23 protein-coding genes are annotated in these 24623 nt (G+C 66.6%); 17 read left to right on the forward strand and 6 right to left on the reverse strand.

Annotation, left to right across the window (positions count from 1 at the left end; translation table 11 throughout):
- Window positions 1-15 precede the first annotated feature (15 nt).
- The 4 genes from gmd to AC07OZ_RS14440 all read right to left on the reverse strand — a co-directional run bounded on the left by gmd (window position 16) and on the right by AC07OZ_RS14440 (window position 5600).
- A complete protein-coding gene (gene gmd, locus AC07OZ_RS14425) occupies window positions 16-1140 on the reverse strand; it encodes a GDP-mannose 4,6-dehydratase (protein WP_495467784.1) in 1125 nt (374 codons plus the stop codon).
- Between the two features lie 23 nt (window positions 1141-1163).
- On the reverse strand, window positions 1164-2090 hold the full coding sequence (gene fcl / locus AC07OZ_RS14430; protein ID WP_495467785.1) for a GDP-L-fucose synthase: 927 nt from the start codon (window positions 2088-2090) through the stop codon (window positions 1164-1166).
- A gap of 130 nt (window positions 2091-2220) precedes the next feature.
- A complete protein-coding gene (locus tag AC07OZ_RS14435; RefSeq protein ID WP_495467786.1) occupies window positions 2221-3342 on the reverse strand; it encodes a Wzz/FepE/Etk N-terminal domain-containing protein in 1122 nt (373 codons plus the stop codon).
- Between the two features lie 23 nt (window positions 3343-3365).
- Window positions 3366-5600, reverse strand: a complete 2235-nt coding sequence (locus AC07OZ_RS14440; protein ID WP_495467787.1) for an SLBB domain-containing protein — start codon at window positions 5598-5600, stop codon at window positions 3366-3368.
- Between AC07OZ_RS14440 and AC07OZ_RS14445 the strand changes: the two genes are divergently transcribed.
- Window positions 5557-6681 carry an MraY family glycosyltransferase gene (locus tag AC07OZ_RS14445; RefSeq protein WP_495467788.1) on the forward strand — a complete coding sequence of 375 codons (1125 nt, stop codon included), beginning with the start codon at window positions 5557-5559 and terminating at the stop codon, window positions 6679-6681. The genes AC07OZ_RS14440 and AC07OZ_RS14445 overlap by 44 nt on opposite strands.
- 73 nt (window positions 6682-6754) lie before the next feature.
- The gene (locus AC07OZ_RS14450) at window positions 6755-8299 is read left to right on the forward strand and encodes a DEAD/DEAH box helicase (RefSeq protein WP_495467789.1); all 1545 of its coding nucleotides are present in this window, start codon (window positions 6755-6757) and stop codon (window positions 8297-8299) included.
- 55 nt (window positions 8300-8354) lie between these two features.
- Here the strand turns inward: AC07OZ_RS14450 and AC07OZ_RS14455 are convergent, their stop codons facing one another.
- Both AC07OZ_RS14455 and AC07OZ_RS14460 read right to left on the reverse strand, forming a co-directional pair.
- Window positions 8355-9146, reverse strand: coding sequence for an SAM-dependent methyltransferase (locus AC07OZ_RS14455; protein ID WP_495467790.1), 792 nt, complete (start codon window positions 9144-9146; stop codon window positions 8355-8357).
- A gap of 70 nt (window positions 9147-9216) precedes the next feature.
- On the reverse strand, window positions 9217-9828 hold the full coding sequence (locus AC07OZ_RS14460) for a Maf family nucleotide pyrophosphatase (protein WP_495467791.1): 612 nt from the start codon (window positions 9826-9828) through the stop codon (window positions 9217-9219).
- Window positions 9829-9878: 50 nt separating this feature from the next.
- On the opposite strand from AC07OZ_RS14460, the gene AC07OZ_RS14465 reads away from it, so the two are divergent.
- The 15 genes from AC07OZ_RS14465 to era all read left to right on the forward strand — a co-directional run bounded on the left by AC07OZ_RS14465 (window position 9879) and on the right by era (window position 24622).
- Window positions 9879-10442, forward strand: coding sequence for a YceD family protein (locus tag AC07OZ_RS14465; protein ID WP_495467792.1), 564 nt, complete (start codon window positions 9879-9881; stop codon window positions 10440-10442).
- A gap of 257 nt (window positions 10443-10699) precedes the next feature.
- Complete coding sequence (gene rpmF / locus AC07OZ_RS14470) at window positions 10700-10885, forward strand: 50S ribosomal protein L32 (protein WP_067277410.1); 186 nt, start codon at window positions 10700-10702, stop codon at window positions 10883-10885.
- 208 nt (window positions 10886-11093) lie between these two features.
- On the forward strand, window positions 11094-12227 hold the full coding sequence (gene plsX, locus AC07OZ_RS14475) for a phosphate acyltransferase PlsX (RefSeq protein ID WP_495467793.1): 1134 nt from the start codon (window positions 11094-11096) through the stop codon (window positions 12225-12227).
- Window positions 12224-13213 (forward strand): beta-ketoacyl-ACP synthase III, encoded by a 990-nt coding sequence (locus AC07OZ_RS14480; protein ID WP_495467794.1) that lies wholly within the window; start codon window positions 12224-12226, stop codon window positions 13211-13213. The genes plsX and AC07OZ_RS14480 overlap by 4 nt, the downstream gene beginning before the upstream one ends.
- 125 nt (window positions 13214-13338) lie before the next feature.
- Window positions 13339-14280, forward strand: a complete 942-nt coding sequence (gene fabD / locus AC07OZ_RS14485) for an ACP S-malonyltransferase (RefSeq protein ID WP_495467795.1) — start codon at window positions 13339-13341, stop codon at window positions 14278-14280.
- A gap of 39 nt (window positions 14281-14319) precedes the next feature.
- On the forward strand, window positions 14320-15069 hold the full coding sequence (gene fabG / locus AC07OZ_RS14490; RefSeq protein WP_495467796.1) for a 3-oxoacyl-ACP reductase FabG: 750 nt from the start codon (window positions 14320-14322) through the stop codon (window positions 15067-15069).
- A gap of 189 nt (window positions 15070-15258) precedes the next feature.
- Complete coding sequence (gene acpP, locus AC07OZ_RS14495) at window positions 15259-15498, forward strand: acyl carrier protein (RefSeq protein ID WP_058936430.1); 240 nt, start codon at window positions 15259-15261, stop codon at window positions 15496-15498.
- 9 nt (window positions 15499-15507) lie between these two features.
- Window positions 15508-16755, forward strand: coding sequence for a beta-ketoacyl-ACP synthase II (gene fabF / locus AC07OZ_RS14500; RefSeq protein WP_495467797.1), 1248 nt, complete (start codon window positions 15508-15510; stop codon window positions 16753-16755).
- Window positions 16756-16819: 64 nt separating this feature from the next.
- Complete coding sequence (locus AC07OZ_RS14505; protein ID WP_495467798.1) at window positions 16820-17287, forward strand: hypothetical protein; 468 nt, start codon at window positions 16820-16822, stop codon at window positions 17285-17287.
- Window positions 17288-17357: 70 nt separating this feature from the next.
- A complete protein-coding gene (locus AC07OZ_RS14510) occupies window positions 17358-18914 on the forward strand; it encodes a DegQ family serine endoprotease (RefSeq protein ID WP_495467799.1) in 1557 nt (518 codons plus the stop codon).
- A 554-nt stretch (window positions 18915-19468) separates the two neighbouring features.
- A complete protein-coding gene (lepA, locus tag AC07OZ_RS14515) occupies window positions 19469-21277 on the forward strand; it encodes a translation elongation factor 4 (protein ID WP_088406281.1) in 1809 nt (602 codons plus the stop codon).
- 17 nt (window positions 21278-21294) lie between these two features.
- Window positions 21295-22266 (forward strand): signal peptidase I, encoded by a 972-nt coding sequence (gene lepB, locus AC07OZ_RS14520; protein ID WP_495467800.1) that lies wholly within the window; start codon window positions 21295-21297, stop codon window positions 22264-22266.
- A gap of 93 nt (window positions 22267-22359) precedes the next feature.
- On the forward strand, window positions 22360-22716 hold the full coding sequence (locus AC07OZ_RS14525; protein ID WP_377157383.1) for a DUF4845 domain-containing protein: 357 nt from the start codon (window positions 22360-22362) through the stop codon (window positions 22714-22716).
- 39 nt (window positions 22717-22755) lie between these two features.
- Window positions 22756-23463, forward strand: coding sequence for a ribonuclease III (rnc, locus tag AC07OZ_RS14530; RefSeq protein WP_495467801.1), 708 nt, complete (start codon window positions 22756-22758; stop codon window positions 23461-23463).
- A gap of 265 nt (window positions 23464-23728) precedes the next feature.
- Window positions 23729-24622: a GTPase Era gene (gene era, locus AC07OZ_RS14535; protein ID WP_495467986.1), complete on the forward strand. Its 894-nt coding sequence runs from the start codon at window positions 23729-23731 to the stop codon at window positions 24620-24622.
- Window position 24623 lies beyond the last annotated feature (1 nt).

The raw sequence follows: 24623 nt of genomic DNA on the forward strand, positions 1-24623 counted from the left end.
TGCGCCGGCACGCGCTCATTCGTTGTAGTCGTAGGCCTGGTAGCCGGCCGCCTTGACGAGGCTGTCCCGCTTGGCCGACTGGTAGTCCGCCTCGACCATCTCCGCGACCAGTTCGCGCAGCGTGGTCTTGGGGGTCCAGCCCAGCTTCTCCTTGGCCTTGGTCGGATCGCCGAGCAGCGTCTCGACCTCGGTCGGACGGTAGTAGCGCGGGTCGACCCTGACGATGACGTCCCCGACCCGGCACGTCGCGCGCGACGGATCGCCGATGCTCGTGACCGTTCCGATCTCCTGCTCGCCTTCGCCGCTGAAGCGGATGCCAATGCCCAGCTCGGCGCAGGCGAATTCGACGAACTGGCGCACGCTGTACTGGACGCCGGTGGCGATGACGAAGTCCTCGGGCCGGTCCTGCTGCAGCATCAGCCACTGCATCTCGACATAGTCCTTGGCATGGCCCCAATCGCGCAACGCGCTCATGTTGCCCAGGTGGAGACAGTCCTGGAGGCCCAGTGCGATGCGGGCGATCGCGCGCGTGATCTTGCGGGTGACGAAGGTTTCGCCGCGCAGTGGACTCTCGTGGTTGAAGAGAACGCCGTTGCAGGCATACATTCCGTAGGCCTCGCGGTAGTTCACCGTGATCCAGTAGGCGTAGAGCTTGGCCACCGCGTAGGGGCTGCGCGGATAGAAGGGCGTCGTTTCCTTCTGCGGGGTCTCCTGGACCAGGCCGTAGAGCTCCGACGTGCTCGCCTGGTAGAACCTGGTCTTCTTCTCCAGGCCGAGGATGCGGATCGCCTCAAGGATGCGCAGCGTGCCGATGCCGTCGGCATTGGCGGTGTACTCCGGTGTTTCGAAGCTGACCGCCACGTGGCTCATCGCGGCCAGGTTGTAGATCTCGTCGGGTTGAACCTGCTGGATGATGCGGATCAGGTTGGTGCTGTCGGTCAGGTCGCCGTAATGCAGCTTGAACCGCTGGTTGTCGACATGCGGGTCCTGGTAGAGGTGATCGACGCGATCCGTGTTGAACAGGCTGGCGCGCCGCTTGATGCCGTGGACTTCATAGCCCTTGTCCAGCAGCAGTTCCGCCAGATAGGCGCCGTCCTGACCGGTGATGCCCGTGATGAGGGCGACTTTTCGTTGCGACATGTGATGGATCTCGGAAAGGGGGTTCAGGTCCGGAAAGGCGCGCTCTCGTATGCCCGACGGATACCTTCGGGCAACGTCGTGCGCGCGCGCCAGCCCAGCGCGGCCAGTCGGCCGACATCCAGCAGTTTGCGTGGCGTCCCGTCGGGTTTGCTGCTGTCGAAGACGATGCGGCCGTCGAAGCCGACGACGCGCATCACGGACTCGGCGAGCTCGCGGATCGTGACGTCTTCACCGGTGCCGACATTGAGCAGCGGACCGGTGTAGCCCTGTTTCATCAGGAACACGCAGGCTTCGGCCAGATCGTCGACATAGAGAAATTCGCGACGTGGCGTGCCCGACCCCCAGACGACGTATTCCTTGTCGCCGCGGAGCTTGGCCTCATGGGCTTTCCGGAGCAGGGCCGGCAGCACATGGCTGTTGGCGAGGTCGTAGTTGTCGTTCGGGCCGTAGAGGTTGGTCGGCATCACGCTGACATACTCACGCCCGTATTGTCGGTTGTAGCTTTCGGCCAGCTTGATGCCGGCGATCTTTGCGATCGCATAGGGCTCGTTGGTCGGTTCCAGCGGTCCGGTCAGGAGGTATTCCTCCTTGATCGGCTGGGCACAATCGCGCGGGTAGATGCAGCTCGAGCCCAGGAACATCAATCGCTGCACGTCGGCCTGGTGCGCGCCATGGATCAGATTGGCCTCGATCATGAGGTTCTGGTACAGGAAGTCGGCGCGGAATTGATTGTTGGCCTGGATCCCACCGACCTTCGCGGCGGCGATGAAGACGTAGTCCGGCTTTTCGGCGGTGAGGAAACTGGCTACGGCGCGCTGGTCCAGCAGGTCGAGCTCGTCGCGCGAGCGGGTGATGACATTCAAGTAGCCTTGAGTGTTCAGTTGCCGGACCAGAGCGCTGCCCACCATGCCACGGTGACCGGTCACGAAAATCTTGGCGTTCGGGTTCATGCTTTGTCGAACTGTGGAACGACCGCGACGCCGCGCGTCGAGGTCCTTCAGGTTGTCAGCGATATCGTGCCGCGCGTGGCGGGCCGCGATAGGTTCTATCGGGACGGGACAGGCAGCAGGCTGGCCCGCTTCAGGCCGCGCCGCGCCGCGTTCGGCGCAGCCAGGATGCCAGGATCCAGATCGACAGCAGGATGAAGGTGCCGACCGCCACCCCCAGCGCCAGGGCGGCCCGCTTCGGCTTGCTCTTGTACTCCGGCGGCGTTGCCACGTCGACCACCTGGATCACGCTGCCTTCCCGGCTTTCGTCGAGACGTGCCAGTTCGAATTGCTTGGAATACAACTCGAACAGCGCTTCCTGATACTTGAACTCGCGATAGCGACCCAGGTAGTCCGAATCGTTGGCTCGTGTCGTGCTGCCTTCAAGCTGTGCCAGTTGGCTGCGCAGGGCCGACAGCATCGTGAGTTGCTGCTGTACCTCGGACGAGGTGTCAGCCATGGTGCGACGCATGGTCTGCAGACGGACCTCTGCCGTCGTGGTCTCGGCCTTGATGCGGGCATAGGCCTCGGCCGCGGTTCGCGGCTCGGCCTTCATGGCGTTGGCATTGAAGCCGCCCGACTGCAGCGCTTTCTGGGCTTCCGCCAGACGTTCGTTCGTGCGCTTCAACTCGGTCTCGAAGAAGACCCGTCGCTGTTGTGCCTCCGTCAGTGCCAGTTCGCCCATCAGCCGGCGCAGCTCGGCGACGTATTGATTGGCGATGTCGGCGGCCAACTGCGGCTCGTGGGCGTCGACTTCGATGGTGATCAGTCCGTCCTTCTTGCCGAGCGAGATGGTCGTGCTCTGCTCCAGGCGGCGGCGCGCGAGGAAGCGGTACTTGGCCTCGTAGAGCTCCATGAGCTTGAACCGTTCGACCAGCCGTTCCTCGACATTGACGCTGCGCAGCAGAGCGATGTACTGGTCCGCCGAGGTCTTGCCGCCCAGGGATCCGCCGGAGATGCCGGCCAGGGCGCCGAGCGAGGCCATGGCAGCCGTGGCGGCGCTCTGCTGAGGCTGAGGCGGCAGGAATACCGTCTGCGCGGTGAATGTCGGGCTCATCAGGAACGAGATGCCCAGCATCACGGCCCCCGCTCCGATGGATCCGCCGATGAGCCGCTTCCAGCGCTGCGCAAGGATGGCGATCAGGTCAACAGGTCCGAAGCCGGTGTTGTCGAAGGGGGCGCTGGCGGGCGGGGCTGCCAGGTGTGGGGTGCTCACGAAGGTCTCTCCTCAACCAGGCGTCAGTTCTTGATCGTCTGCAACGCCGCGATGCCCAGACCGAAGTTGGCCAGGATCTGCGTCCAGTCCTTCGCGTCCTGGATGAAAGTCGACTTGTTCATCTCTTCGGGCACGAAGACCGTGTCGCCAGGCAGGGCCTGGAGGCTGGCAAGGCTGGTGCCGTAGCCCAGCCAACCGCTGCTGGCCTGGCGCGCGCTCACGACCGTGCCGTTCGCGCGGATCACGAACGCACCGCGAGCATCCGCGCCCCGGGTCGGCCCACCGGCCAGCTTCATCACGTCGTCCACCGTCGCACTGCTCTGCAGCAGGAAGCTGCCAGCATTGAACACGCTCCCGAACACGCCTACCGTCGAAGGCTTGGACGGCACCAGCAGCCGATCCCCGTCCTCCACCGTCAGCGTGGGCAGCAGCCGTGCATCGGGTTCGAGTTGCAGCACCACGCGACCGCTTGGGCGCACTGCCCTCAGCCGCGCCACCAGACGCTCGGTTCCGGCGGCGCGCTGCGCAATACCCGCCGCCTCGTCCGCCGTGGTGGCCCGCTGTGTGCTGCTGTACTTGGTGAACTCGGTTTCCAGGTCCCGCAGGGCCCGGTCATAGTTTTCCTGCTGCGACTGGCGCACGCTCTCACGCGAGAAGTCGGTGCCGAAGACGTATGCCTGCGGCGTCAGACCGCCGGCTGCCGCGATGGCATCCTGCAGCGTGCTCGTCGGCGGAAGGACGTACTCGCCCGGGCGGGCGACTTCGCCTTCCACCGTCACGCGCTTGTACTGTTTGCCCAGCGGCAGCGCTGCATTGACGCTGCTGAACACGCGCACCACGTCGCCGTTGCTGGCCACGGTCTTCTGCTGCGCCGGCAGTTGCAGTTCACGCACGCGACGATCGTTGCGGTCACTCAGTTGCTCGATCGACACCCGCGAGCGGTCAGCCACGGCACTGAAGCCGCCAGCCATCGCCAGCACATCGTCCACTGTCTCGCCCGGCTTGAGCTCGACGATCGACTGCTTGTTCACGCTGCCCAGCACAGCCACCTGCGGACCGATCGGGCCGATATGGATCACATCCTCGGCCTGCAGCGCACGGTCGCTGGCCTTGTCGCCCTTGAGCAGCAGGTCATAGGCGTCGAAGTTGGCGACGACCTGGCCGTTGCGGCGCAGTTCGATCTGGCGGAAGCTGCCGGCCGCGGAGGGGCCGCCGGCGCGTATCAGGCCGTTGACGATCGTGGCCAGGCTGCTGACCGTGTAGGCACCGGGTCTGGCGGTGAAGCCGGTGACGTAGATGCGGATCGTGCGCAGCTTGCCCAGCGATGTGCTGACCTGGAAATTCTTGAACACTTGCGCAATGCGGGCACGTACGACATCGTTCAGATCGCCGTTGCGCACGCCGGCCACCAGGATCGGGCCTACGCGCGGAATGGTGACGCGACCGGCGCGGTCCACCGTCAAGCGCAGGTCGGCATCCACCGAGCCCCAGGCAGTGACCTGGATCTCATCGCCGATGCCGATCAGGTAATCGGCCGGCGCTTGACGCGGGCCGTCGACCTCGGAGGACTGTTGGCCTCGCGAGGACCGATCGTCCAGTATCAGGTCGGCGCCGAGCCGGCGCACGATGTTGTCGGCGGAGATCGTCGAGACCTTGCCGATCGCGCCCATCTGCGACTGCGTCACGGTGCCGATGTCTGCCAATCCGGCGTCGGAGCGCCGCAACTGCTCCAAGGTCAGCGGATCGGTCAGGTCAATCCCCAACAGCTTGTTGACGTAGATCTCGAATTCGCCGGGCACGTATTTCGGCGCGCGACTCTGCGGAGTCTGTCCCTGCTGCTGCTGCTGCTGGCTCGCGTCTTGGGCGTTGCGATTCGTCGGATTCAGCCGGACTGGCCCGGAGATTTCGTTGCCCTGTTCCGACGCGGTCTGGACGCCGTTCGTCGTGACCTGCGCGAATGCGGAGGCTCCCATCAGGCAGGTCACCAGTGCCGCCAGCACGGGCTTGTGGAAGGAGGGGCGCGCGCGAGTCGTCGACACCGGCGAAAGGGCGCGTTGGGCGCGAAGTTCCATGCGTGATCTCGTCTCAGATGAACTTGGCCGCCCACGACAGACCTGGATCCAGGGGTGTCGGAGCGACCAGCGGCGCATTCTATGGCAGCGCTGTTGCGCCAAAACCGCCTTGGGCCTGAAGCCCATCGTTACACTGCCGCCCATGTTGTATTTGCTCATCCCGTTCGCGCTGGCGGCGGCGATCACGCTCTACGTGGTGCACTCGTCGACGGTGCACGGTCACCTGTCCGCGGACCACGACCTGTCCGGTCCGCAGAAGTTCCACGCCCGGCCCGTGCCGCGCATCGGCGGCCTCGGGATCTTCGTGGGCCTCGTCGGCATGGTCGCGCTCGCCTACGTCCTGAAGCACCCCCAGGCCAAGACCGGCCTGCTGCTCCTGCTCAGCGGCCTGCCCGCCTTCGCCGCCGGCCTGATCGAGGACTTCACCAAGAAGGTCTCCCCGCGCGAGCGCCTGATCGCCACCGCGATCTCCGCCGGTTTGGGCTGCTGGCTGCTGCAGGCCATGATCTCCCGCACCGACATCCCAGGCCTGGATTTCATCGTCGGGACCACGGTCGGCGCGGTGCTCATCACGATCTTCGTCGTCGCCGGCGTGGCCAACTCGGTCAACATCATCGACGGCTTCAACGGTCTGTCCTCGATGTGCGTCAGCCTGATGCTGCTGACGCTCGCCTACGTGGCCTACCAGGTCGGCGACACCGAACTCGCGCTCTGGGCGCTGGCCGGCGTCGGCGCCATCCTCGGCTTCTTCGTCTGGAACTACCCCGCCGGCCTCATCTTCCTGGGCGACGGCGGCGCGTACTTCATGGGCTTCTATCTGGCGGAGATTGCCATCCTGCTGATCCACCGCCATCCGCAGGTGTCGCCGCTGTTCGCGCTCATGGTGTGCATCTACCCGGTGTTCGAGACGGTCTTCTCCATCTACCGCCGCCGCTTCCTGCGCAACACCAGCCCGGGCGATCCGGATGGCATCCATCTGCACTCGCTGATCTACCGCCGCCTGATGCGCTGGGCGATTGGCGCACGCGACGCGCGTCTGATGACGCGCCGCAACTCGATGACGGCGCCCTACCTCTGGACGCTGTGCCTCTCGTCGCTGGCGCCCGCGCTGCTGTTCTGGGATTCGACGCCGATGATCGGCGCGTGCATGGTGCTGTTCGGGGTCGCGTACGTCGCGCTGTACTGGCGCATCGTGCGATTCCGGACGCCGAAATGGATGGTCTTCCGCGGCGACCAGCGCAAGCTCCCCGACCATTCCGCGCAGTGATCCCTCATCGATCCGCGTGCGCGGATCGGTGGTTTCCCGGGGCTTTCGGGGGCTTGGAGGATAATCCGCGCCCATGACCGACACCACCCCGACGCCAAACCCTCTTTTCGACACGCTGCCGCTGGACCCCAAGCTGCTGCGCGCCGTGTCCGATCAGGGCTACGCGACGATGACGCCCATCCAGGCCAAGGCGATCCCGATCGTCCTCGCCGGCCGCGATGTGATGGGCGCCGCCCAGACCGGCACCGGCAAGACCGCCGCGTTCTCGATCCCGCTGCTGCAGCGCATGCTCAAGCACGAGAACGCCTCGATGTCCCCGGCTCGCCACCCTGTGCGCGCGCTGGTGCTGGCCCCGACCCGCGAACTCGCCGATCAGGTCGCCAACAACGTCAAGGCCTACGCCAAGCACACGCAGCTGCGCGTGGCCTGCGTCTTCGGCGGCATCGACATGAAGCCGCAGACGCTGCAGCTGAAGGCCGGCGTTGAAGTCCTGATCGCCACGCCCGGCCGGCTGCTCGACCACATCGAAGCCAAGAACGCCGTGCTGAACCACGTCGAGTATGTCGTGCTCGACGAAGCGGACCGGATGCTGGACATCGGTTTCCTGCCCGACCTGCAACGCATCCTGAGCTACCTGCCCAAGGCGCGGCAGACGCTGCTGTTCTCGGCGACGTTCTCGCCCGAGATCAAGCGGCTGGCGCAGAGCTACCTGCAGGATCCGGAACTGGTGGAGGTCGCCCGCCCGAACGCGACGGCGTCGACCGTCGAGCAGCGCTTCTTCAGCGTCGACGACGACGACAAGCGCGCCGCGGTCAAGCAGCTGCTGCGTCAGCGCGAGATCCGGCAGGCGATCGTGTTCGTGAACTCCAAGCTCGGCGCGGCACGCCTGGCCCGCTCCTTCGAACGCGATGGTTTGAGGACCGCCGCCCTGCACGGCGACAAGTCGCAGGACGAGCGTCTGAAGTCGCTGGAGGCATTCAAGCGCGGCGAGGTGGACTTGCTGGTCGCGACCGACGTGGCCGCCCGCGGCCTGGACATCGCCGATCTGCCGGCTGTCTTCAACTTCGACGTCCCGTTCAATGCCGAGGACTACGTGCACCGCATCGGCCGGACCGGCCGTGCGGGTGCGTCGGGGCTGGCCTTCACGCTGGTGACCAAGGGCGATGCCCGATTGGTCGGCGAGATCGAGAAGCTCATCAAGCGCAAGCTGGACCTGGAGCCGATCGAACTCGAAGGCGAACGTCGCCGTTTTGATGGCGATCGTGGCGAGCGCAGCGACCGTGCCCCGCGCGGCGAGCGTACCGAGCGGGCTCCGCAAGGCGAGGGTGGCGGCGAGCCGCGTCGCGACTTCCGTCGCGAACGCGAAGATCGTCGGGACGAAGCCTACGGATCGCACGGGTCGCATTCGCACGCACCGGCGCGTGCGCCGCGCCAGGCGTACGACCCGCTGTTCGACAAGCCTTATGAGGCCACCCAGAGCACCGACGTGCCGGCCTGGGAAAAGGGTCCGGCCAACGGGCCGCGCGGCGCCCTGTCGTCCAACATCAAACCGAAGAAGAGGGTCGCTGCGCTGTTCGGCGCCAAGCCGCCGCCGGTGACGGCCGACAGCGAATCCTGATCAACGAATCCTGATCAGCAAGTCCTATCGGAGCATCCTGGTCGGTGAGTACCGATCAGCGTGTGCCGAGGATCGCGAACACCGCCGGCACCTTGTCCGGTAACGCCCTCGGTGCCTGGCGCCATTGCTCGACCGTGGCCGTGTGGGTCCACGCATCCTTCAGGCTCAGTCCGCAGCTGACCGACAGCAGCGAGCCCGGCCTCAGCGCCGCCAGCAGCGCCTGCAGCAGCGCGCTGTTGCGATAGGGCGTCTCGATCATCAGTTGCGTCTGCTGCTCGCGGGCCGAGAAGGTGTCGAGCGCCTTGATGCGCGCGGTGCGTTCGGCCGCGTCCAGCGGCAGATAACCCACGAAGGCGAAGCTCTGGCCGTTCAGTCCGCTGGCGGCGAGGGCCATGAGCAGCGAACTTGGTCCGGTCAGCGGCACGACCTGCACCTTCGCCGCGTGCGCTGCGGCGACCAGCTTTGCGCCCGGATCCGCGACGGCGGGCATGCCCGCCTCCGAGATCAGACCGATGTCGTGACCGGCCATGGCCGGCTCCAGCAGTGCCAGCCAGAGCTTCTCTTCGCTTGACGATGCCGTGGCGGCGCCAGCCGCGGGGCCGCGCCCCTTCTGCGGGCGCGGGAGTTCCTCGATGTGCTGCTCCTGCAGCGGCACCGCCAGCGGATGGATCGCGCCGACACGCTTGAGGAAGGCGCGCGTGGTCTTGGCGTTCTCGGCGGCCCAATGCGTGATCGCGGCGGCGCGCGCGAGCACCGCGTCAGGAAGGACCTCGCGCAGGTCGACCTCCTGGCCGTTCATGCCGAAGTCGAGGGTGTTGGGAACGAGGAAGAGTCGGCCGCGGGTCATTGGTGGTCTCGGAAGTTCTGCTTCAAGGCATCGGGTTCAAGGGGCGCGTTCAACGTCCAACGTTCGACGTTCAGGGCAGCAGGCTCAGCACGTCCAGCCCACCCCGGCGCAGCAGCGCGGCGGTGCGGATCAGGGGCAGGCCGATCAGCGCGGTCGGGTCGTCGGACTCGATCGCATCGAGCAGCGCGATGCCCAGACCTTCGGCCTTGGCGCTGCCGGCGCAGTCGTACGGTTGCTCGGCGCGGAGGTAGCGTTCGATCTCGGCATCGCTCAGATCGCGGAAGCGGACGCGCACTGGCGCAAGATCCTCCGCAACGAATCCTGTCGCTTCGCAGACCACGGCCAGTGCCGTCTGGAATACGACGGTGCGACCGCGCATCGCGCGCAGCTGTTCGACGGCGCGCTCGTGCGTGCCCGGTTTGCCGAGCGGCTGGCCGTCCAGATCCGCGACCTGGTCCGAGCCGATCACCAGCGCCTGCGGGAAACGCGCCGCCACCGCGCGGGCCTTGGCCAGGGCGAGCCGGCGCGCGAGAGCGTCGGGCGCTTCGCCCGTTCGCGGGGTCTCGTCGACGTCGGGCGCCGCCGTTTCGAACGGCAGCCGCAGGCGCTCCAGCAACTCTCGCCGGTAGCGGGAGGTGGAGCCCAGGATGAGCGGGCGGGAGGCCCCGGAAGCATCGGTCATGGGGGCGGATTCTCCCATCGAGGTGGAGGCCGCTCGTACACTTGCGCCCCATGAAACCGCGTTCGTTTGATCCACTGAAACTCGATGTCGGCGTCTTTGCCCGCGAAGGCGGCACGCTGGAGGGCGAGTGGCCCGCCACCAGCCTGACGCGCTTGGCCGAGGCTGCCGCGCCCGAGTCCGATCCGGCCCAATGGCCGCCCGTGTCCTGGTCCACGCATGGCGAACTGCGCACGCCCAAGGGCGGCGAGCCGCAGGCGTGGCTGGAGTTGATCGCCGAGGCCCAGGTCGCGGTGACCTGCCAGCGCTGTCTGCAGCCGGTGCGCGAGGACCTGGCGGTGTCGCGCTGGTTCCGCTTCGTCAAGGACGAGGACATGGCGGCCGAGATGGACATGGACTCGGACGACGACGTGCTGGCACTGCCGCGTCATCTGGACCTGCGCGAGCTGATCGAGGACGAGCTGCTGCTGACCTTGCCGGTCGTGCCGCGCCACGACGTGTGCCCGGAGCCGCTGCCGCACGCGAACGTCGAGGAAGACGAGGCGCCGCCGGAAGAGCGGCCCAACCCGTTCGCGGCGCTGGCGGCGCTGAAGAAGGGCTCCGGCGGGAAGGCTTGAGGTCCAGGTGGGCACCCGCACGGCGTTCGGGTTCGCTGGATTTGCGAGCCCGAAGGGTGCTGTGCTATAGTTTCCGGCTTTCCCGGATCGAAGTGCGGTCACGTGATTGGGCTGATTGGCTCAGCGTGGGTGCGCAACCGGGACCGAGGCGTCGGTAGCGGAGCATCCTTGTCGGATCCGCGGTACAGCTCGAGTTCTCTCGAGAGCCCGAGCAACCTCGAATCACCAGCCAGCCGAAGCCTTTAGGAGAATCCATCATGGCCGTTCAGCAAAACAAGAAGTCCCCCTCCAAGCGTGGCATGCACCGCTCGCACAACGCCCTGGTCACCCCGGGCACCGCGATCGAGCCGACCACCGGTGAAGTGCATCTGCGTCACCACATCAGCCCCAACGGCTTCTATCGTGGCCGCAAGGTGCTGAAGACCAAGGGCGACGCCGCCTGATCGATCCGATCAGCCGGTCCGGAGGGCTCCCACGGGCCTCCCGCCTGGTCTCACCGATTGAAAAAGCCCGGTTCCGCATCACGCGTCGCCGGGCTTTCGCGTTTCTGTTCCTTTCCCGATCCGTCCTCTGGACGGCCTCCCTTGTCGCGCACGCTTCTTGCGGGGTCGCTACAGTCGCACCTTCGACCGGTGTTCTTCTCAGGTTTCGATGACCGCAACTCCCGCCACCCGCTCATCGCCTTCCGCCGAGCCGCTCCGCCTGTCGGTGGACTGCATGGGCGGCGATCACGGCACCCAAGTCACCCTTCCGGCTTGTCAAGCCTTCCTCGCCGCGCATCCGCAGGCGGAACTCGTGCTGGTCGGCCTGCCCGACGCGCTCAAGGCCGCTGAATCCTGGCCGCGCACGCGCATCGTCGCGGCCAGCGAGGTCGTCAGCATGGACGATCCGATCGAGGTCGCCCTGCGGCGCAAGAAGGATTCGTCGATGCGGGTGGCGCTCTCGCAGCTCAAGCCGGGCAAGGATGGAACGCCCGCGCAGGCGCATGCCTGCGTCTCGGCGGGCAATACCGGCGCGCTGATGGCGGTCGCCAAATACCTGTTGAAGACGCTCGAGGGCATCGACCGTCCGGCCATCGCCACCGTGATGCCCAACCAGATCGGCGGTTTCACGACGGTGCTGGACCTCGGCGCGAACGTCGATTGCGGCCCGGAACACCTGCTGCAGTTCGCCGTCATGGGCAGCGCGCTGGTGTCGGCGGTGGACGGCAAGGAGAACCCCACGGTCGGCCTGCTGAACATCGGCGAGGAAATGATCAAGGGCAACGAGACGATCAAGCGCGCCGGCGAACTGCTGCGCGAGGCCGCCTCGCACGACCAGTTGAACTTCCACGGCAACGTGGAAGGCAACGACATCTTCAAGGGCACGACGGACATCGTCGTCTGCGACGGCTTCGTCGGCAACGTGGCGCTGAAGACGGCCGAAGGGCTGGCCAGCATGATCTCCAGTTTCATCAGGGCGGAGTTTTCCCGCAGCTGGTGGACCAAGGCGATCGCGCTGCTCGCGATGCCGGTGCTGCAGCGGTTCAAGGACCGCGTCGACCATCGCCGCTTCAACGGTGCCGCGCTGCTGGGGTTGCGCGGCCTGGTCTTCAAGAGCCACGGCTCGGCCGATGCCTTCGCTTTCGAGCAGGCATTGAACCGGGCGTATGATGCGGCCCGCAACCGGCTCCTAGACCGGGTTCACGATCGCATCGTCGCGACGCTGCAGGCGCTCCCAGCGTCTGCCAATGAGGAGGGCGGCGATGCAGGAGACACGGCGGCCACCGCCGCCCACGCTGCATGACCACTGCTTCCACGCGCCACGCCCGCATCCTCGGTACGGGCAGCTACCTCCCCGCGAATCGCGTCACCAACTCGGCCCTGGCGGAACGCCTCGCCCGCGACGGGATCGAGACCTCGCATGACTGGATCGTCGAGCGGACCGGCATCCATGCCCGTCACTTCGCCGATCCGCACGTCACCTCCAGCGACCTGGCCCTGCCGGCGTCGCTCGCCGCGCTCGAATCCGCCGGCGTGCGCGCCGACGAGATCGACCTGATCATCGTCGCCACGTCCACGCCGGACATGGTGTTCCCCTCGACCGCCTGCCTGCTGCAGCAGAAGCTCGGCATCCATGGCTGTGCCGCCTTCGACGTGCAGGCCGTGTGCTCGGGCTTCGTGTACGCGCTGACGGTCGCGGATTCGATGATCAAGACCGGCGCCGCGACCAAGGCGCTGGTGGTCGGTGCGGAAGTGTTCTCGCGCATCCTCGACTTCAAGGACCGCACGACCTGCGTGCTGTTCGGCGACGGCGCCGGCGCCGTGGTCGTGGGTGCCAGCGACGAGCCCGGCATCCTCGCGAGCGAGCTGCATGCGGACGGCCGCCACGTCGACATCCTCTGCACGCCGGGCACCGTGTCCGGTGGTGAGATCCTCGGTCATCCGCTCCTGAAGATGGACGGCCAAGCCGTATTCAAGCTGGCCGTGGGCGTGCTGGAGAAGGTCGCGCGTTCGGTGCTCGAGAAGGCCGGCCGCACCGATGCCGACATCGACTGGCTGATCCCGCACCAGGCCAACATCCGCATCATGCAGGGCACGGCCAAGAAGCTGAAGATGCCGTTGGACAAGCTGATCGCGACCGTCGACGAACACGGCAACACGTCCGCCGCGTCGATCCCGCTGGCCTTCGACGTCGCGGTCCGCGCGGGCAAGATCAAACGTGGCGACACGGTGATGCTGGAAGGCGTCGGCGGCGGTTTCACCTGGGGCGCGGTGCTGCTGGATTTCTGATCGTCGAAGCCGTTCCGGCGCCTGATCGTGGCGGCCGGATCCGCCCGCGCAGCAGCGGCACACGAGGTGCCGCGCTGCTGTCACGCGCGCTTCTCCCTCCTCATAGATAGTCTCGGACTCGAACCATGAGCAAGAACTTCGCAATCGTCTTCCCCGGCCAGGGCTCGCAGTCCGTCGGCATGCTGGACGCCTGGGGCGATCATCCGGAGGTGGTCCGCACCTTGGCGGAGGCCTCGACCGCGCTGGGCGAGGACATCGGTGCGCTGATCAAGAACGGTCCGAAGGAACAGCTGGATCTGACGACCAATACCCAGCCGGTGATGCTGACGGCCGGCATCGCCGCGTATCGCGCCTGGATAGCCGAGACCGGCCTGATGCCTGCCGCTGCCGCCGGCCATTCGCTGGGCGAGTACACGGCGCTGGTCGCCGCGGGTGCGCTGAGCCTGGCCGATGCGCTGCCGCTGGTGCGCTTCCGCGCCCAGGCGATGCAGGAAGCCGTGCCGGTCGGCACCGGCGCCATGTCGGCCATCCTGGGTCTGGACGCTGCGGTGGTCCGCGAGGTCTGCCAGAAGATCGCCGCCGAATCGGGCGAAGTGGTCGAGGCCGTCAACTTCAACGACCCGAAGCAGACGGTGATCGCCGGATCGAAGGCGGGCGTGGAGAAGGCCAACGAGGCTCTCAAGGCGGCCGGCGCGAAGCGCGCGCTGCCGCTGCCGGTGTCGGCGCCTTTCCATTCCAGCCTGATGAAGCCGGCCGCCGAGCGCCTGCGCGAGAAGCTCGCCGCCGTGTCGTTCCAGCGCGCCGCGTTCCCGGTGATCAACAACATCGACGTGGCCGTGACCGACGACGCCCAGTCGCTGCGCGACGCGCTGTTCCGCCAGGCCTTCGGTCCGGTGCGCTGGGTCGAGGTCATGCAGGCGCTCAAGGCGCGCGGCCTGACGACGGTCATCGAATGCGGCCCCGGCAAGGTGCTGGCCGGCATGGCCAAGCGCATCGACGCTGATCTCGTCAGCGCCACGGTGCTGGACCCGGCTTCGCTGGCCGAGGCCAAGGCGCTGCTGGCCTGAGCCGGCGACCTCCTTCCTGAATCCCTCTCGAGGTTTCCCATGTCCGATAACAAGACCGACAACAAGCACGTGGCGCTGGTGACCGGCGCCAGCCGTGGCATCGGCCGCGCGATCGCGCTGACGCTGGCCCAGAAGGGCTTCGTCGTGATCGGCACCGCGACCGGCGAGTCCGGCGCGCAGGCCATCACTGAAGCCCTGGCGCCGCACGGCGGCCGCGGCGCGGTCCTGAACGTCAACGACGGCGCGGCCGTCGACGCGCTGATCGATTCGATCGTCAAGCAGGATGGCGGCATCCAGGTGCTGGTCAACAACGCCGGCATCACCAAGGACGTGCTGTCCATGCGCATGAAGGACGAGGACTGGGACGCCGTCCTGGACACCAACCTGAAGGCCGTGTTCCGCGCCAGCCGCGCCGTGATGCGCCCGATGATGAAGCAGCGCTACGGCCGCATCATCAACATCACCTCGGTGGTGGGCGCGTCGGGCAACGCCGGTCAGGCCAACTACGCGGCCGCCAAGGCCGGCGTCGCGGGCATGACGCGTGCCCTGGCCCGTGAGCTCGGCAGCCGCTCGGTCACCGTCAACTGCGTCGCCCCCGGCTTCATCGCGACCGACATGACCGAGGTGCTGCCCGAGGCGCAGAAGACCGCGCTGCTGGCCCAGATCCCGGCCGGCCGCCTGGGTGATCCGGCCGAGATCGCTCATGCCGTGGCGTTCCTGGCGTCCCCGGAAGCCAGCTACATCACGGGCGTGGAGCTGCACGTCAACGGCGGCATGTACATGAATTGAGGTGGACGCCGCCCCCCGTGGGCGGCGGGCCACCCACCGGATTCACCCGGCCGGTGTAGGGCTGATAGAGTGCGAGCGCGCGCCGTATCCATCGTGGAAGACGCGCCTCGGGAGGTCCGACTAGGGGCGCCACTCTAAGGCCTTAGAATCCCGGGTTGTTCTAGCAAACCACCCCCTCCTGGAGGAGTCATGAGCGATATCGAAGCACGTGTCAAGAAAATCATCGCCGAGCAGCTCGGCGTGCCCGAAGCCGATGTGACCAATGAAAAGGCCTTCGTCGCCGATCTGGGCGCTGATTCTCTGGACACCGTGGAACTGGTGATGGCCCTCGAAGACGAGTTCGGCATCGAGATCCCGGACGAAGAGGCCGAGAAGATCACCACCGTGCAACTGGCCATCGACTACGCGGTCAAGCACCAGAAGGCGTAAGCAAGCAGCATGAGCCGTCGTCGCGTCGTCGTCACCGGACTCGGCCTGATCTCGCCCGTGGGCAACACGGTCGAGCAGGGCTGGGCCAACATCGTGGCCGGTCGGTCCGGCATCGACACCATCACCCGTTTCGATGCCAGCGTCTTGTCTTGCCACTTCGCGGGCGAGGTCAAGGACTTCAAGGTGGATGAGTACATCCCCGCGAAGGAAGCCCGGCACATGGACACGTTCATCCACTACGGGCTGGCCGCCTCGCTGCAGGCGGTCCGCGACGCGGGTCTGCCCACCGGCGACGCGCTGAGCCCGGAACTGGCCGAGCGCATCGGCGTGCTCGTCGGCTCGGGCATCGGCGGTCTGCCGATGATCGAGGAGACCCACGCGGAACTGACCAATCGCGGCCCGCGCCGGATCAGTCCGTTCTTCGTGCCGGCGTCGATCATCAACATGATCTCGGGCCACGTCTCGATCCAGTGCGGCTTCAAGGGCCCGAACCTGGCCATCGTGACGGCGTGCACGACGGGTCTGCACAGCATCGGCACGGCCGGTCGCATGATCGAGGCGGGCGACGCCGACGTCATGGTCGCCGGCGGCTCGGAATCGACGGTGTCCCCGCTGGGCGTCGGCGGTTTTGCCGCGGCCCGCGCGCTGTCCACCCGCAACGACGACCCCAAGACCGCGTCCCGCCCCTGGGACAAGGATCGCGACGGCTTCGTGCTGGGCGAGGGCGCCGGCGTGCTGGTGCTCGAAGAGTACGAACACGCCAAGAAGCGCGGCGCCAAGATCTATGCGGAACTGGTCGGCTTCGGCATGAGCGCCGACGCGTATCACATGACCGCGCCCGACGTGGACGGCCCGACGCGCTCGATGCGCAACGCGCTGCGCAACGCCGGCCTGAACGCGGACCAGATCCAGTACATGAACGCGCACGGCACGTCCACGCCCCTGGGCGATGCGAACGAGACCAACGCGATCAAGCAGGCCTTCGGCGCGCATGCGAAGAGCGGCCTGGTGGTGTCGTCGACGAAGTCGATGACCGGCCATCTGCTGGGCGGCGCCGGCGGCATCGAGTCCGTCTTCACCGTCAAGGCGCTGCACGACCAGGTCGCCCCGCCGACGATCAACATCTTCAACCAGGATCCCGAGTGCGACCTGGACTACTGCGCCAACGAGGCGCGGAAGATGCCGATCGAGTACGCCGCGAAGAACAACTTCGGCTTCGGCGGTACCAACGGCACGCTGATCTTCAAGCGGGTCTGATCGCTTGAGCTGCTGAAGACGTTCCGCACCTCAAGCACCTGAACCACGAGAAGGACGGCGACCCATGACGCCGGACCGATCGCCATCACGCCGGGCCACTGCCCGGCGTTTTTCATTGGCGGACGATCCGCGCTGGATACGGGTTCAGCGCGCGGTGCTCTGCGGTGGCGTGGCAGCGGCGCTGGTCGCGGTGGCGCGCCATGCGGGGGTCGACGACAGCCTCGGTCTCTGGCTCAGCCTGCTGATCGCGAGCCTGGCGGGTGCCGCGATGCCCGTCCGCGCGCCGGCCCGGGCCGCGTTGCGATGGGACGGGGCGCAGTGGTGGTGGCAGCGCGCGGGAGAGCCGCTTGCCATCACGCCGGACGTCGTCATCGACCTCGAACAGTGGATGCTGCTGCGGCTCAACGCCGTGACCGGCGCTGAAGGCGTTCGCGGCCCCAGGCCGCCCGAGCGTTGGATCGCGTTGTCGCGGCGCACGCACGAGGCGCAATGGGCGTCGCTCCGGCTCCACCTCTTTCTCGCTGCAGCCTGACACCATGTCCTTGTTGAATTCCGGGCATGATGTGGGCCTTTCGTTTTTGCATCGCCACCTGCGAGTGTTCATGCTCAATTCCGACCGCACCTGTTCCCCTCGACGTCTTGCCCTGGCGCTCGCCGGTGCCGCATTCCTGAGCGCCTCGCTGGGCGCGGCCGCCCAGGTGGCCACGCAAGCGGCGACGAAGCCTGCAGCGCCCGCGACGGCGGCCGCCCCGGTCGTCGGCTCGGTGCCGGTTGCCGCGCCCGAACTGGCGCGTGCGTTGCCGGACTTCAGCGCCCTGGTCGAACAGGCCGGCCCGGCCGTCGTCAACATCCGGACGTCGGAGAAGGTCAAGGTCGCCAACGCGCAGATCGACGAGCAGATGCGCGAACTGCTGCGCCGCTTCGGCATCCCCGTGCCGCCGCAGCGTCGTGCGCCGCCGGGAGCGGCCCCGGCGCCCGCGCCCACCCCGGACGACGACGATGACGACGATGCGCCGCAGCGTCGCGGCCTCGGCTCCGGATTCGTGATCGGCGCGGATGGTTTCGTGATGACCAACGCGCATGTCGTCGATGACGCCGACGAGGTGACGGTGACGTTGACCGACAAGCGCGAGTTCAAGGCCAAGGTCGTCGGCCTGGACCGCCGCACGGACGTGGCGGTGCTCAAGATCGAGGCCAGCAACCTGCCGATGCTGCGCATGGGCGATGTGGGCAAGCTCAAGGTCGGTGAATGGGTGATGGCCATCGGTTCGCCGTTCGGCTTCGACAACACGGTGACGGCCGGCATCGTCAGCGCCAAGGCGCGCGACACTGGCGACCTGCTGCCGCTGATCCAGACCGACGTCGCGATCAACCCGGGCAACTCCGGCGGTCCGCTGCTGAACCTGCGCGGCGAGGTGGTGGGCATCAACTCGCAGATCTACAGCCAGTCGGGCGGGTTCATGGGCATCTCGTTCGCGATCCCGATCGACGAGGCGATGCGTGTGGCCGACCAACTGCGCGCCGGCGGTCGCGTGACGCGCGGCATGCTGGGGGTCTATCCGGACGACGTCAGCAAGGAAGTCGCGGAGGCCATCGGCCTGGGCAAGCCACTGGGCGCCTTGATCAGCCGCATCACGCCGGCAGGCCCCGGCGAGAAGGCCGGCCTCCAGCTGGGCGACGTCATCACGAAGTTCGATGGCAAGACCGTGGAGAAGGCGGTCGATCTGCGCCGTCTCGCCGCGGCGACCAAGCCGGGCACCAAGGTGCCGTTGCAGGTGTTCCGCCGTGGCGCCTACAAGGACCTGACCGCGACGCTCGATGCGCTGCCGGACGACCGCGCCGCGGCGACGCCGGAAGCGGAGGCACCGGCCGCGACCGGCGCCTCGGCCTGGGGTCTGACCGTCAGCGAATTGACCGACGCGCAGCGCAAGGAACTCAAGGTCGACGGCGGTCTGCGCATCGACACCGTCGATGGCCCGGCCGTGCGCGCGGGGCTGAAGACGGGTGACGTGATTCTCTCGGCCAACAACGCCGAGGTGAAAACGGTCAAGCAGTTCCAGGCCGCGTTGGCGAAGCTCGAGAAGGGCAAGTCGCTCCAGATGCTGGTGCGTCGGGGCGAGGTCGCGACCTACGTCGTGCTGAAGCCGGGCAAGGGCTGAATCGGCCCCCCGTCAACCCACCGCCGGCATGGGGCTTTCCGCAATGCGGGAAATCGGGCCGGCGGCGCGTGATCCGGTGCACAACTTGACGTCGGTTGGTGCTTGCTAACGGATGTGACCAAGGCGGGGTATTGGTGCCCCGCTCCGCTACAATCGAGCCGCGTTCGGCCAGCTTTGTCGCTGTTCCGACGGTGAATCGGAAGGCATCATTTTGATGGGCTCAGCGATCCACAGGATGTCCTCAAGTTTTGTGGATAACCTGTGTACAAAATCGCTGTTGGCGAAGGGCAACGCGCGAGAAGCTCGCATCCATGCGGTTTCCAGGGCGGGGCTTTTGGCTACAATGAAAGCCCAACAAGCAGTTGCCATACGTTTTGTTGGAAGGCGCGTCACCGTTTAGACGTGCCTTTTTTTTGTGTCCCGTTCAGGCCCTGCGAAGGGCTTGCATCACCGCCTCGACCGACCGTCCCCAGCATGTTCAGCATGCATCAGCGTGCGCCGCTCGAGCGTCGCTGAGAAGTGGCGGACGAACCGCGCGGTCTCCGTCCGAGTCCATGAACCACATCCGCAATTTCTCCATCATTGCCCACATCGATCACGGCAAGAGCACGTTGGCCGACCGGATCATCCAGCGCTGCGGCGGGCTGTCGGACCGGGAGATGGAAGCGCAGGTCCTGGACTCGATGGACATCGAGCGTGAACGCGGCATCACGATCAAGGCGCAGACCGCCGCGCTGCAGTACAAGGCCGCGGACGGTCAGGTCTACAACCTGAACCTGATCGACACCCCGGGACACGTGGACTTCTCTTATGAGGTGAGCCGATCGCTGTCCGCGTGCGAAGGCGCGCTGCTGGTGGTCGACGCCAGCCAGGGTGTCGAGGCCCAGACGGTGGCCAACTGCTACACCGCACTGGAGCTCGGCGTCGAAGTCGTGCCGGTGCTGAACAAGATGGACCTCCCGTCGGCCAACCCGGACGGCGCGAAGGCGGAGATCGAGGAAGTCATCGGCATCGACGCCACCGACGCGATCCCGTGCTCGGCCAAGACCGGCATGGGCATCGACGAGATCCTGGAGGCGGTGATCGCCCGCATGCCGCCGCCGCAGGGCACGGTCGAGGCGCCGCTGCGCGCGATGATCATCGACTCCTGGTTCGACAACTACGTCGGCGTCGTGATGCTGGTCCGCGTGGTGGACGGCACGCTGAAGAAGAACGAGCGCATCCGCATGATGGCGACCAACGCCATCTACCCGGCCGAACATCTGGGCGTGTTCACGCCCAAGTCGGAGAAGCGCGACCAGCTCAACGCGGGCGAGGTGGGTTTCATCATCGCCGGCATCAAGGAGCTGTCCGCGGCGAAGGTGGGCGACACCATCACGCTGGAAAAGAAGCTCCCCAACAACCTGGGTCCGGCCACCGAGGCGCTGCCCGGTTTCAAGGAGATCCAGCCGCAGGTCTTCGCCGGCCTGTACCCGACCGAAGCGAGCGAATACGATCAGTTGCGCGACGCGCTGGAGAAGCTCAAGCTCAACGACGCCTCGCTGCGCTTCGAGCCCGAGGTGTCGCAGGCGCTGGGCTTCGGTTTCCGCTGCGGCTTCCTCGGCCTGCTGCACATGGAGATCGTGCAGGAGCGCCTGGAGCGTGAGTTCGACCAGGACCTGATCACGACCGCGCCCAGCGTGGTGTACGAGGTCCAGCTTGGCGACGGCGAAGTCATCGAGGTGGAGAACCCCTCGAAGATGCCGGAGCAGAGCAAGATCGCCGAGATCCGCGAGCCGATCGTGACGGTCCACCTGTACATGCCGCAGGAGTACGTCGGCGCGGTCATGACGCTGGCCAACCAGAAGCGCGGCGTGCAGCTGAACATGGCCTATCACGGCCGCCAGGTCATGCTGACCTACGAGATCCCGCTGGCGGAGATCGTGCTGGACTTCTTCGACAAGCTGAAGTCAGTCTCGCGCGGCTACGCGTCGATGGACTACGAGTTCAAGGAATACCGCGCGTCCGACGTCGTCAAGGTCGATATGCTGATCAACGGCGACCGCATCGACGCGCTGTCGCTGATCGTGCACCGGGCGCAGTCCCAGTTCCGCGGCCGCCAGGTGGCGGCCAAGATGCGCGAGATCATCCCGCGCCAGATGTACGACGTGGCCATCCAGGCGGCCATCGGCGCCAACATCATCTCGCGCGAGAACATCAAGGCCCTGCGCAAGAACGTGCTGGCAAAATGCTACGGCGGTGACATCAGCCGCAAGCGCAAGCTGCTGGAGAAGCAGAAGGCCGGCAAGAAGCGCATGAAGCAAATCGGTTCGGTGGAGGTGCCGCAAGAAGCCTTCCTGGCCATCCTCCAAGTCGAAGAATAAGTCTCCGCATGAAAGCCATGAGCGCACTGACCGGGTTGCTGTACGTGACCCTGATCGCCTACCTGGGCGGCTGGTACCAGGGCTACTGGAACGGCAACTTCTCCCTGCTGCTGCTGATCCTGACCACGGTGACGCTGGCGTACTGGCTGGCCGAGCGCTTCCACTTCCAGCCCTCGCGCGAACGCGCGGCGGAGCGGCTGGCCAAGAACGACGAACAGCGCCGCGCCTCGCTGGCCGCGCAGGGCATCCAGCGCGTCGACGGCGACGTCGAAGGCGCCCGCGAGGAGATCCTGCGCCAGCCCTGGTGGCTGGACTGGACCGCCGGCCTGTTCCCGGTGATCCTGATCGTCTTCCTGCTGCGCTCGTTCATGTTCGAGCCGTTCAAGATCCCGTCCGGCTCGATGGTGCCGACGCTGCTGATCGGCGACCTGATCCTGGTGAACAAGTTCCACTACGGTGTGCGGCTGCCGGTGATCAACAAGAAGATCATCAGCAACAACGACGTGCAGCGTGGCGACGTGGTCGTGTTCCGCTACCCGCAGACCCCCAGCGTCGACTACATCAAGCGCGCGGTCGGCCTGCCCGGTGACGAGATCGCCTACCTGAACCAGAAGCTGTACGTGAACGGCAAGCTGATCGAGACGGTCTCGCAAGGCGAGTACTTCGACGAAGATCCGAACTCGATGCGTTTCCGTCCGCGCTTCACCGAGAAGCTGGGCGCGGTCGAGCACCAGATCCTGGTGGATGCGCAGTCGCAGGGCAACATCAGAAAGCAGTACGACTTCCCGTACAGCGAAAACTGCAAGTACACGCTGGAAGGCGTGACCTGCAAGGTGCCGGCCGGCCACTACTTCATGATGGGCGACAACCGGGACAACTCGATGGACTCGCGCTTCTGGGGTTTCGTGCCGGATGAGAACATCGTGGGCCGCGCCTTCGTCGTCTGGATGAACTTCGGCAGCCTGAAGCGCATCGGCAGCATCCAGTAACCGCGGCTGACATACACCGGCTGACACACCGATTCACGGACTGCCGGCCAACGATCGACTACTCTGTTCCAACAACAACCGGAGCGATACGTGATGAGGGCACGGAAGATTCAACGGGGCATCAGCCTGCTGGGACTGCTGTTCTGGGCGGTGATCATCGGCGGCGGGTCGGTGATCCTGCTGCGCGTGGTGCCGACCGTGATGGAGTACTACACGATCCAGCGCGCGATCGACAAGATCGCCAAGGACGGTCCGTCGACCGTGCCGGCGGCGCGCGACTCGTTCGAACGCACCAAGCAGATCGAGTATTCGATCGTCAGCATCGAGCCGAAGGACCTGATCATCACCAAGGTCGACGACAAGGTGAAGATCAGTTTCGCCTACGACAAGGAAGTGCCCCTGTTCGGCCCGGTGTTCCTGGTGATCAAGTACAAAGGCGAATCGCACTGACCCCACTGACCGCATCGACCATCGCGTCCACGACCGTCCATGACACCGCAAGCGCTTGACGCCCTCCAGCAACGCCTCGGCTACCGCTTCAAGCAGCCGGGTCTGCTGCAGCGCGCGCTGACGCACCGCAGCTTCGGCCAGCAGCACAACGAGCGGCTGGAGTTCCTGGGCGACGCGGTGCTCAACCTGACGGTGTCGGCGCTGCTGTTCGACCGCTTCGCCGGCTCCGACGAAGGCGACCTCACCCGCATCCGCGCGCACCTGGTGCGCGAGGACAGCCTGCACCGGCTCGCCCTGATCCTGCAGATGCCGGAGGCGCTGCGGATGAGCGAGGGCGAGGCCCGCGGCGGTGGCGGCCAGCGGCCGTCCATCCTGGCGGATGCGCTGGAGGCCGTGATCGGCGCCGCGTTCCTGGACGGCGGCTACGAGGCCGCGCGCGAGATCGTGCGCGGGCTGCTGGGCGAGACGATCGCCGCCAGCGGCATCGAGCAGTGGGCCAAGGATTCGAAGACGGCGCTGCAGGAATGGCTCCAGGCGCGCAAGCTGCCGGTGCCGTCCTATCGCATCGCCGAGACGCGGGGCCAGGCCCACGCGCAGACGTTCACCGTCGAATGCGAAGTGGCCTCGCTGACGCTGTCGCGCCGCGGCGAGGGCCGCTCGCGCCGGATCGCGGAGCAGGAGGCGGCCCGGCAGGTGCTGGACGAACTGCTCGCCGGCGATCGGCCCGGCACCGGCCTGCGCGACTGACGCGGAGCCTGCGATGAACGCACCGAAGCCTCCGAGGACGCCGAAGCCGGCGTCCCCGACCGATTCCCTTTCCGATGCTTCTCTTTCCCTTCCCCCTGTTTCCGAGGATCCCGATCTGAACGCCCCGCACGACCCCGACACGCCGCTGGACCACGACGCCGACGCCACCGCCCATGACGAGGGCGACGACATCGACAGAGACGACGAAGGCGAGGACGGTGAAGAGGACGGGGAGCTGCCGGAGGTCCAGGGCGGCATCGGCGCGATGCCGTACGAGGGTGACCTGCGCTGCGGCCTGATCGCGATCGTCGGCCGGCCCAACGTCGGCAAGTCGACGCTGCTGAACGCGCTGGTCGGCCAGAAGGTGTCGATCACCTCGAAGAAGGCGCAGACCACGCGCCACCGCATCACGGGCGTGCGCACGGTCGACGAGGCGCAGTTCGTCTTCGTCGACACCCCCGGTTTCCAGACCAAGCACAGCAGCGCGCTGAACCGCAACCTGAACCGCACGGTCCAGGGCGTGCTGGCGGACGTGGACCTGGTGCTGTTCGTCGTCGAGGCGGGCCGCTTCGGCCTGGACGACGCGAAGGTGCTGTCGCTGTTGCCGCAGAACAAGCCGGTCGTGCTGGTCGCCAACAAGCTGGACGCGGTGACCCGGCGCGCCGAGATGATGCCGTGGCTCAAGAGCATGCAGGAGCGCCGCAACTTCACCGAGTTCGTGCCGCTGTCGGCCAAGAAGGACTCGGACGTGCAGCGCCTGTTCCAGATCCTGAAGCCCTACCTGCCGAGCCAGGAATGGTTCTACGAGGAAGACGCGCTGACCGACCGCAGCGAGAAGTTCATGGCTGCGGAGATGATCCGCGAGAAGCTCTTCAGGCTGACCGGCGACGAGCTGCCCTACGAAGCCACGGTGATCATCGATCGCTGGGAAGAGGAGGGCAACCTGCGCCGCATCGCCGCGACCATCGTGGTCGAGCGCGACGCCCAGAAGGGCATGATCATCGGCCAGGGCGGCGAGCGCCTGAAGCGCATCGGCTCCGAGACGCGTCAGGAACTCGAGAAGCTGTGGGACGCGCGCGTGTTCCTGGAGCTCTGGGTGAAGGTCCGGTCCGGCTGGGCCGATTCCGAAGAGCACTTGAGAAGCTACGGCTACGAGTGAT

Source organism: Roseateles sp. GW821-FHT09G03 (assembly GCF_059416045.1).

What these genes read in the sequence shown, in the direction of transcription:
- gmd (WP_495467784.1), bottom strand. Translation starts at nt 1,140, where the DNA reads ATGTCGCAACGAAAAGTCGCCCTCATCACGGGCATCACCGGTCAGGAC.
- fcl (WP_495467785.1), bottom strand. Translation starts at nt 2,090, where the DNA reads ATGAACCCGAACGCCAAGATTTTCGTGACCGGTCACCGTGGCATGGTG.
- AC07OZ_RS14445 (WP_495467788.1), top strand. Translation starts at nt 5,557, where the DNA reads ATGTTGTATTTGCTCATCCCGTTCGCGCTGGCGGCGGCGATCACGCTC.
- AC07OZ_RS14450 (WP_495467789.1), top strand. Translation starts at nt 6,755, where the DNA reads ATGACCGACACCACCCCGACGCCAAACCCTCTTTTCGACACGCTGCCG.
- AC07OZ_RS14455 (WP_495467790.1), bottom strand. Translation starts at nt 9,146, where the DNA reads ATGACCCGCGGCCGACTCTTCCTCGTTCCCAACACCCTCGACTTCGGC.
- AC07OZ_RS14460 (WP_495467791.1), bottom strand. Translation starts at nt 9,828, where the DNA reads ATGACCGATGCTTCCGGGGCCTCCCGCCCGCTCATCCTGGGCTCCACC.
- AC07OZ_RS14465 (WP_495467792.1), top strand. Translation starts at nt 9,879, where the DNA reads ATGAAACCGCGTTCGTTTGATCCACTGAAACTCGATGTCGGCGTCTTT.
- rpmF (WP_067277410.1), top strand. Translation starts at nt 10,700, where the DNA reads ATGGCCGTTCAGCAAAACAAGAAGTCCCCCTCCAAGCGTGGCATGCAC.
- plsX (WP_495467793.1), top strand. Translation starts at nt 11,094, where the DNA reads ATGACCGCAACTCCCGCCACCCGCTCATCGCCTTCCGCCGAGCCGCTC.
- AC07OZ_RS14480 (WP_495467794.1), top strand. Translation starts at nt 12,224, where the DNA reads ATGACCACTGCTTCCACGCGCCACGCCCGCATCCTCGGTACGGGCAGC.
- fabD (WP_495467795.1), top strand. Translation starts at nt 13,339, where the DNA reads ATGAGCAAGAACTTCGCAATCGTCTTCCCCGGCCAGGGCTCGCAGTCC.
- fabG (WP_495467796.1), top strand. Translation starts at nt 14,320, where the DNA reads ATGTCCGATAACAAGACCGACAACAAGCACGTGGCGCTGGTGACCGGC.
- acpP (WP_058936430.1), top strand. Translation starts at nt 15,259, where the DNA reads ATGAGCGATATCGAAGCACGTGTCAAGAAAATCATCGCCGAGCAGCTC.
- fabF (WP_495467797.1), top strand. Translation starts at nt 15,508, where the DNA reads ATGAGCCGTCGTCGCGTCGTCGTCACCGGACTCGGCCTGATCTCGCCC.
- AC07OZ_RS14505 (WP_495467798.1), top strand. Translation starts at nt 16,820, where the DNA reads ATGACGCCGGACCGATCGCCATCACGCCGGGCCACTGCCCGGCGTTTT.
- AC07OZ_RS14510 (WP_495467799.1), top strand. Translation starts at nt 17,358, where the DNA reads ATGCTCAATTCCGACCGCACCTGTTCCCCTCGACGTCTTGCCCTGGCG.
- lepA (WP_088406281.1), top strand. Translation starts at nt 19,469, where the DNA reads ATGAACCACATCCGCAATTTCTCCATCATTGCCCACATCGATCACGGC.
- lepB (WP_495467800.1), top strand. Translation starts at nt 21,295, where the DNA reads ATGAGCGCACTGACCGGGTTGCTGTACGTGACCCTGATCGCCTACCTG.
- AC07OZ_RS14525 (WP_377157383.1), top strand. Translation starts at nt 22,360, where the DNA reads ATGAGGGCACGGAAGATTCAACGGGGCATCAGCCTGCTGGGACTGCTG.
- rnc (WP_495467801.1), top strand. Translation starts at nt 22,756, where the DNA reads ATGACACCGCAAGCGCTTGACGCCCTCCAGCAACGCCTCGGCTACCGC.
- era (WP_495467986.1), top strand. Translation starts at nt 23,729, where the DNA reads ATGCCGTACGAGGGTGACCTGCGCTGCGGCCTGATCGCGATCGTCGGC.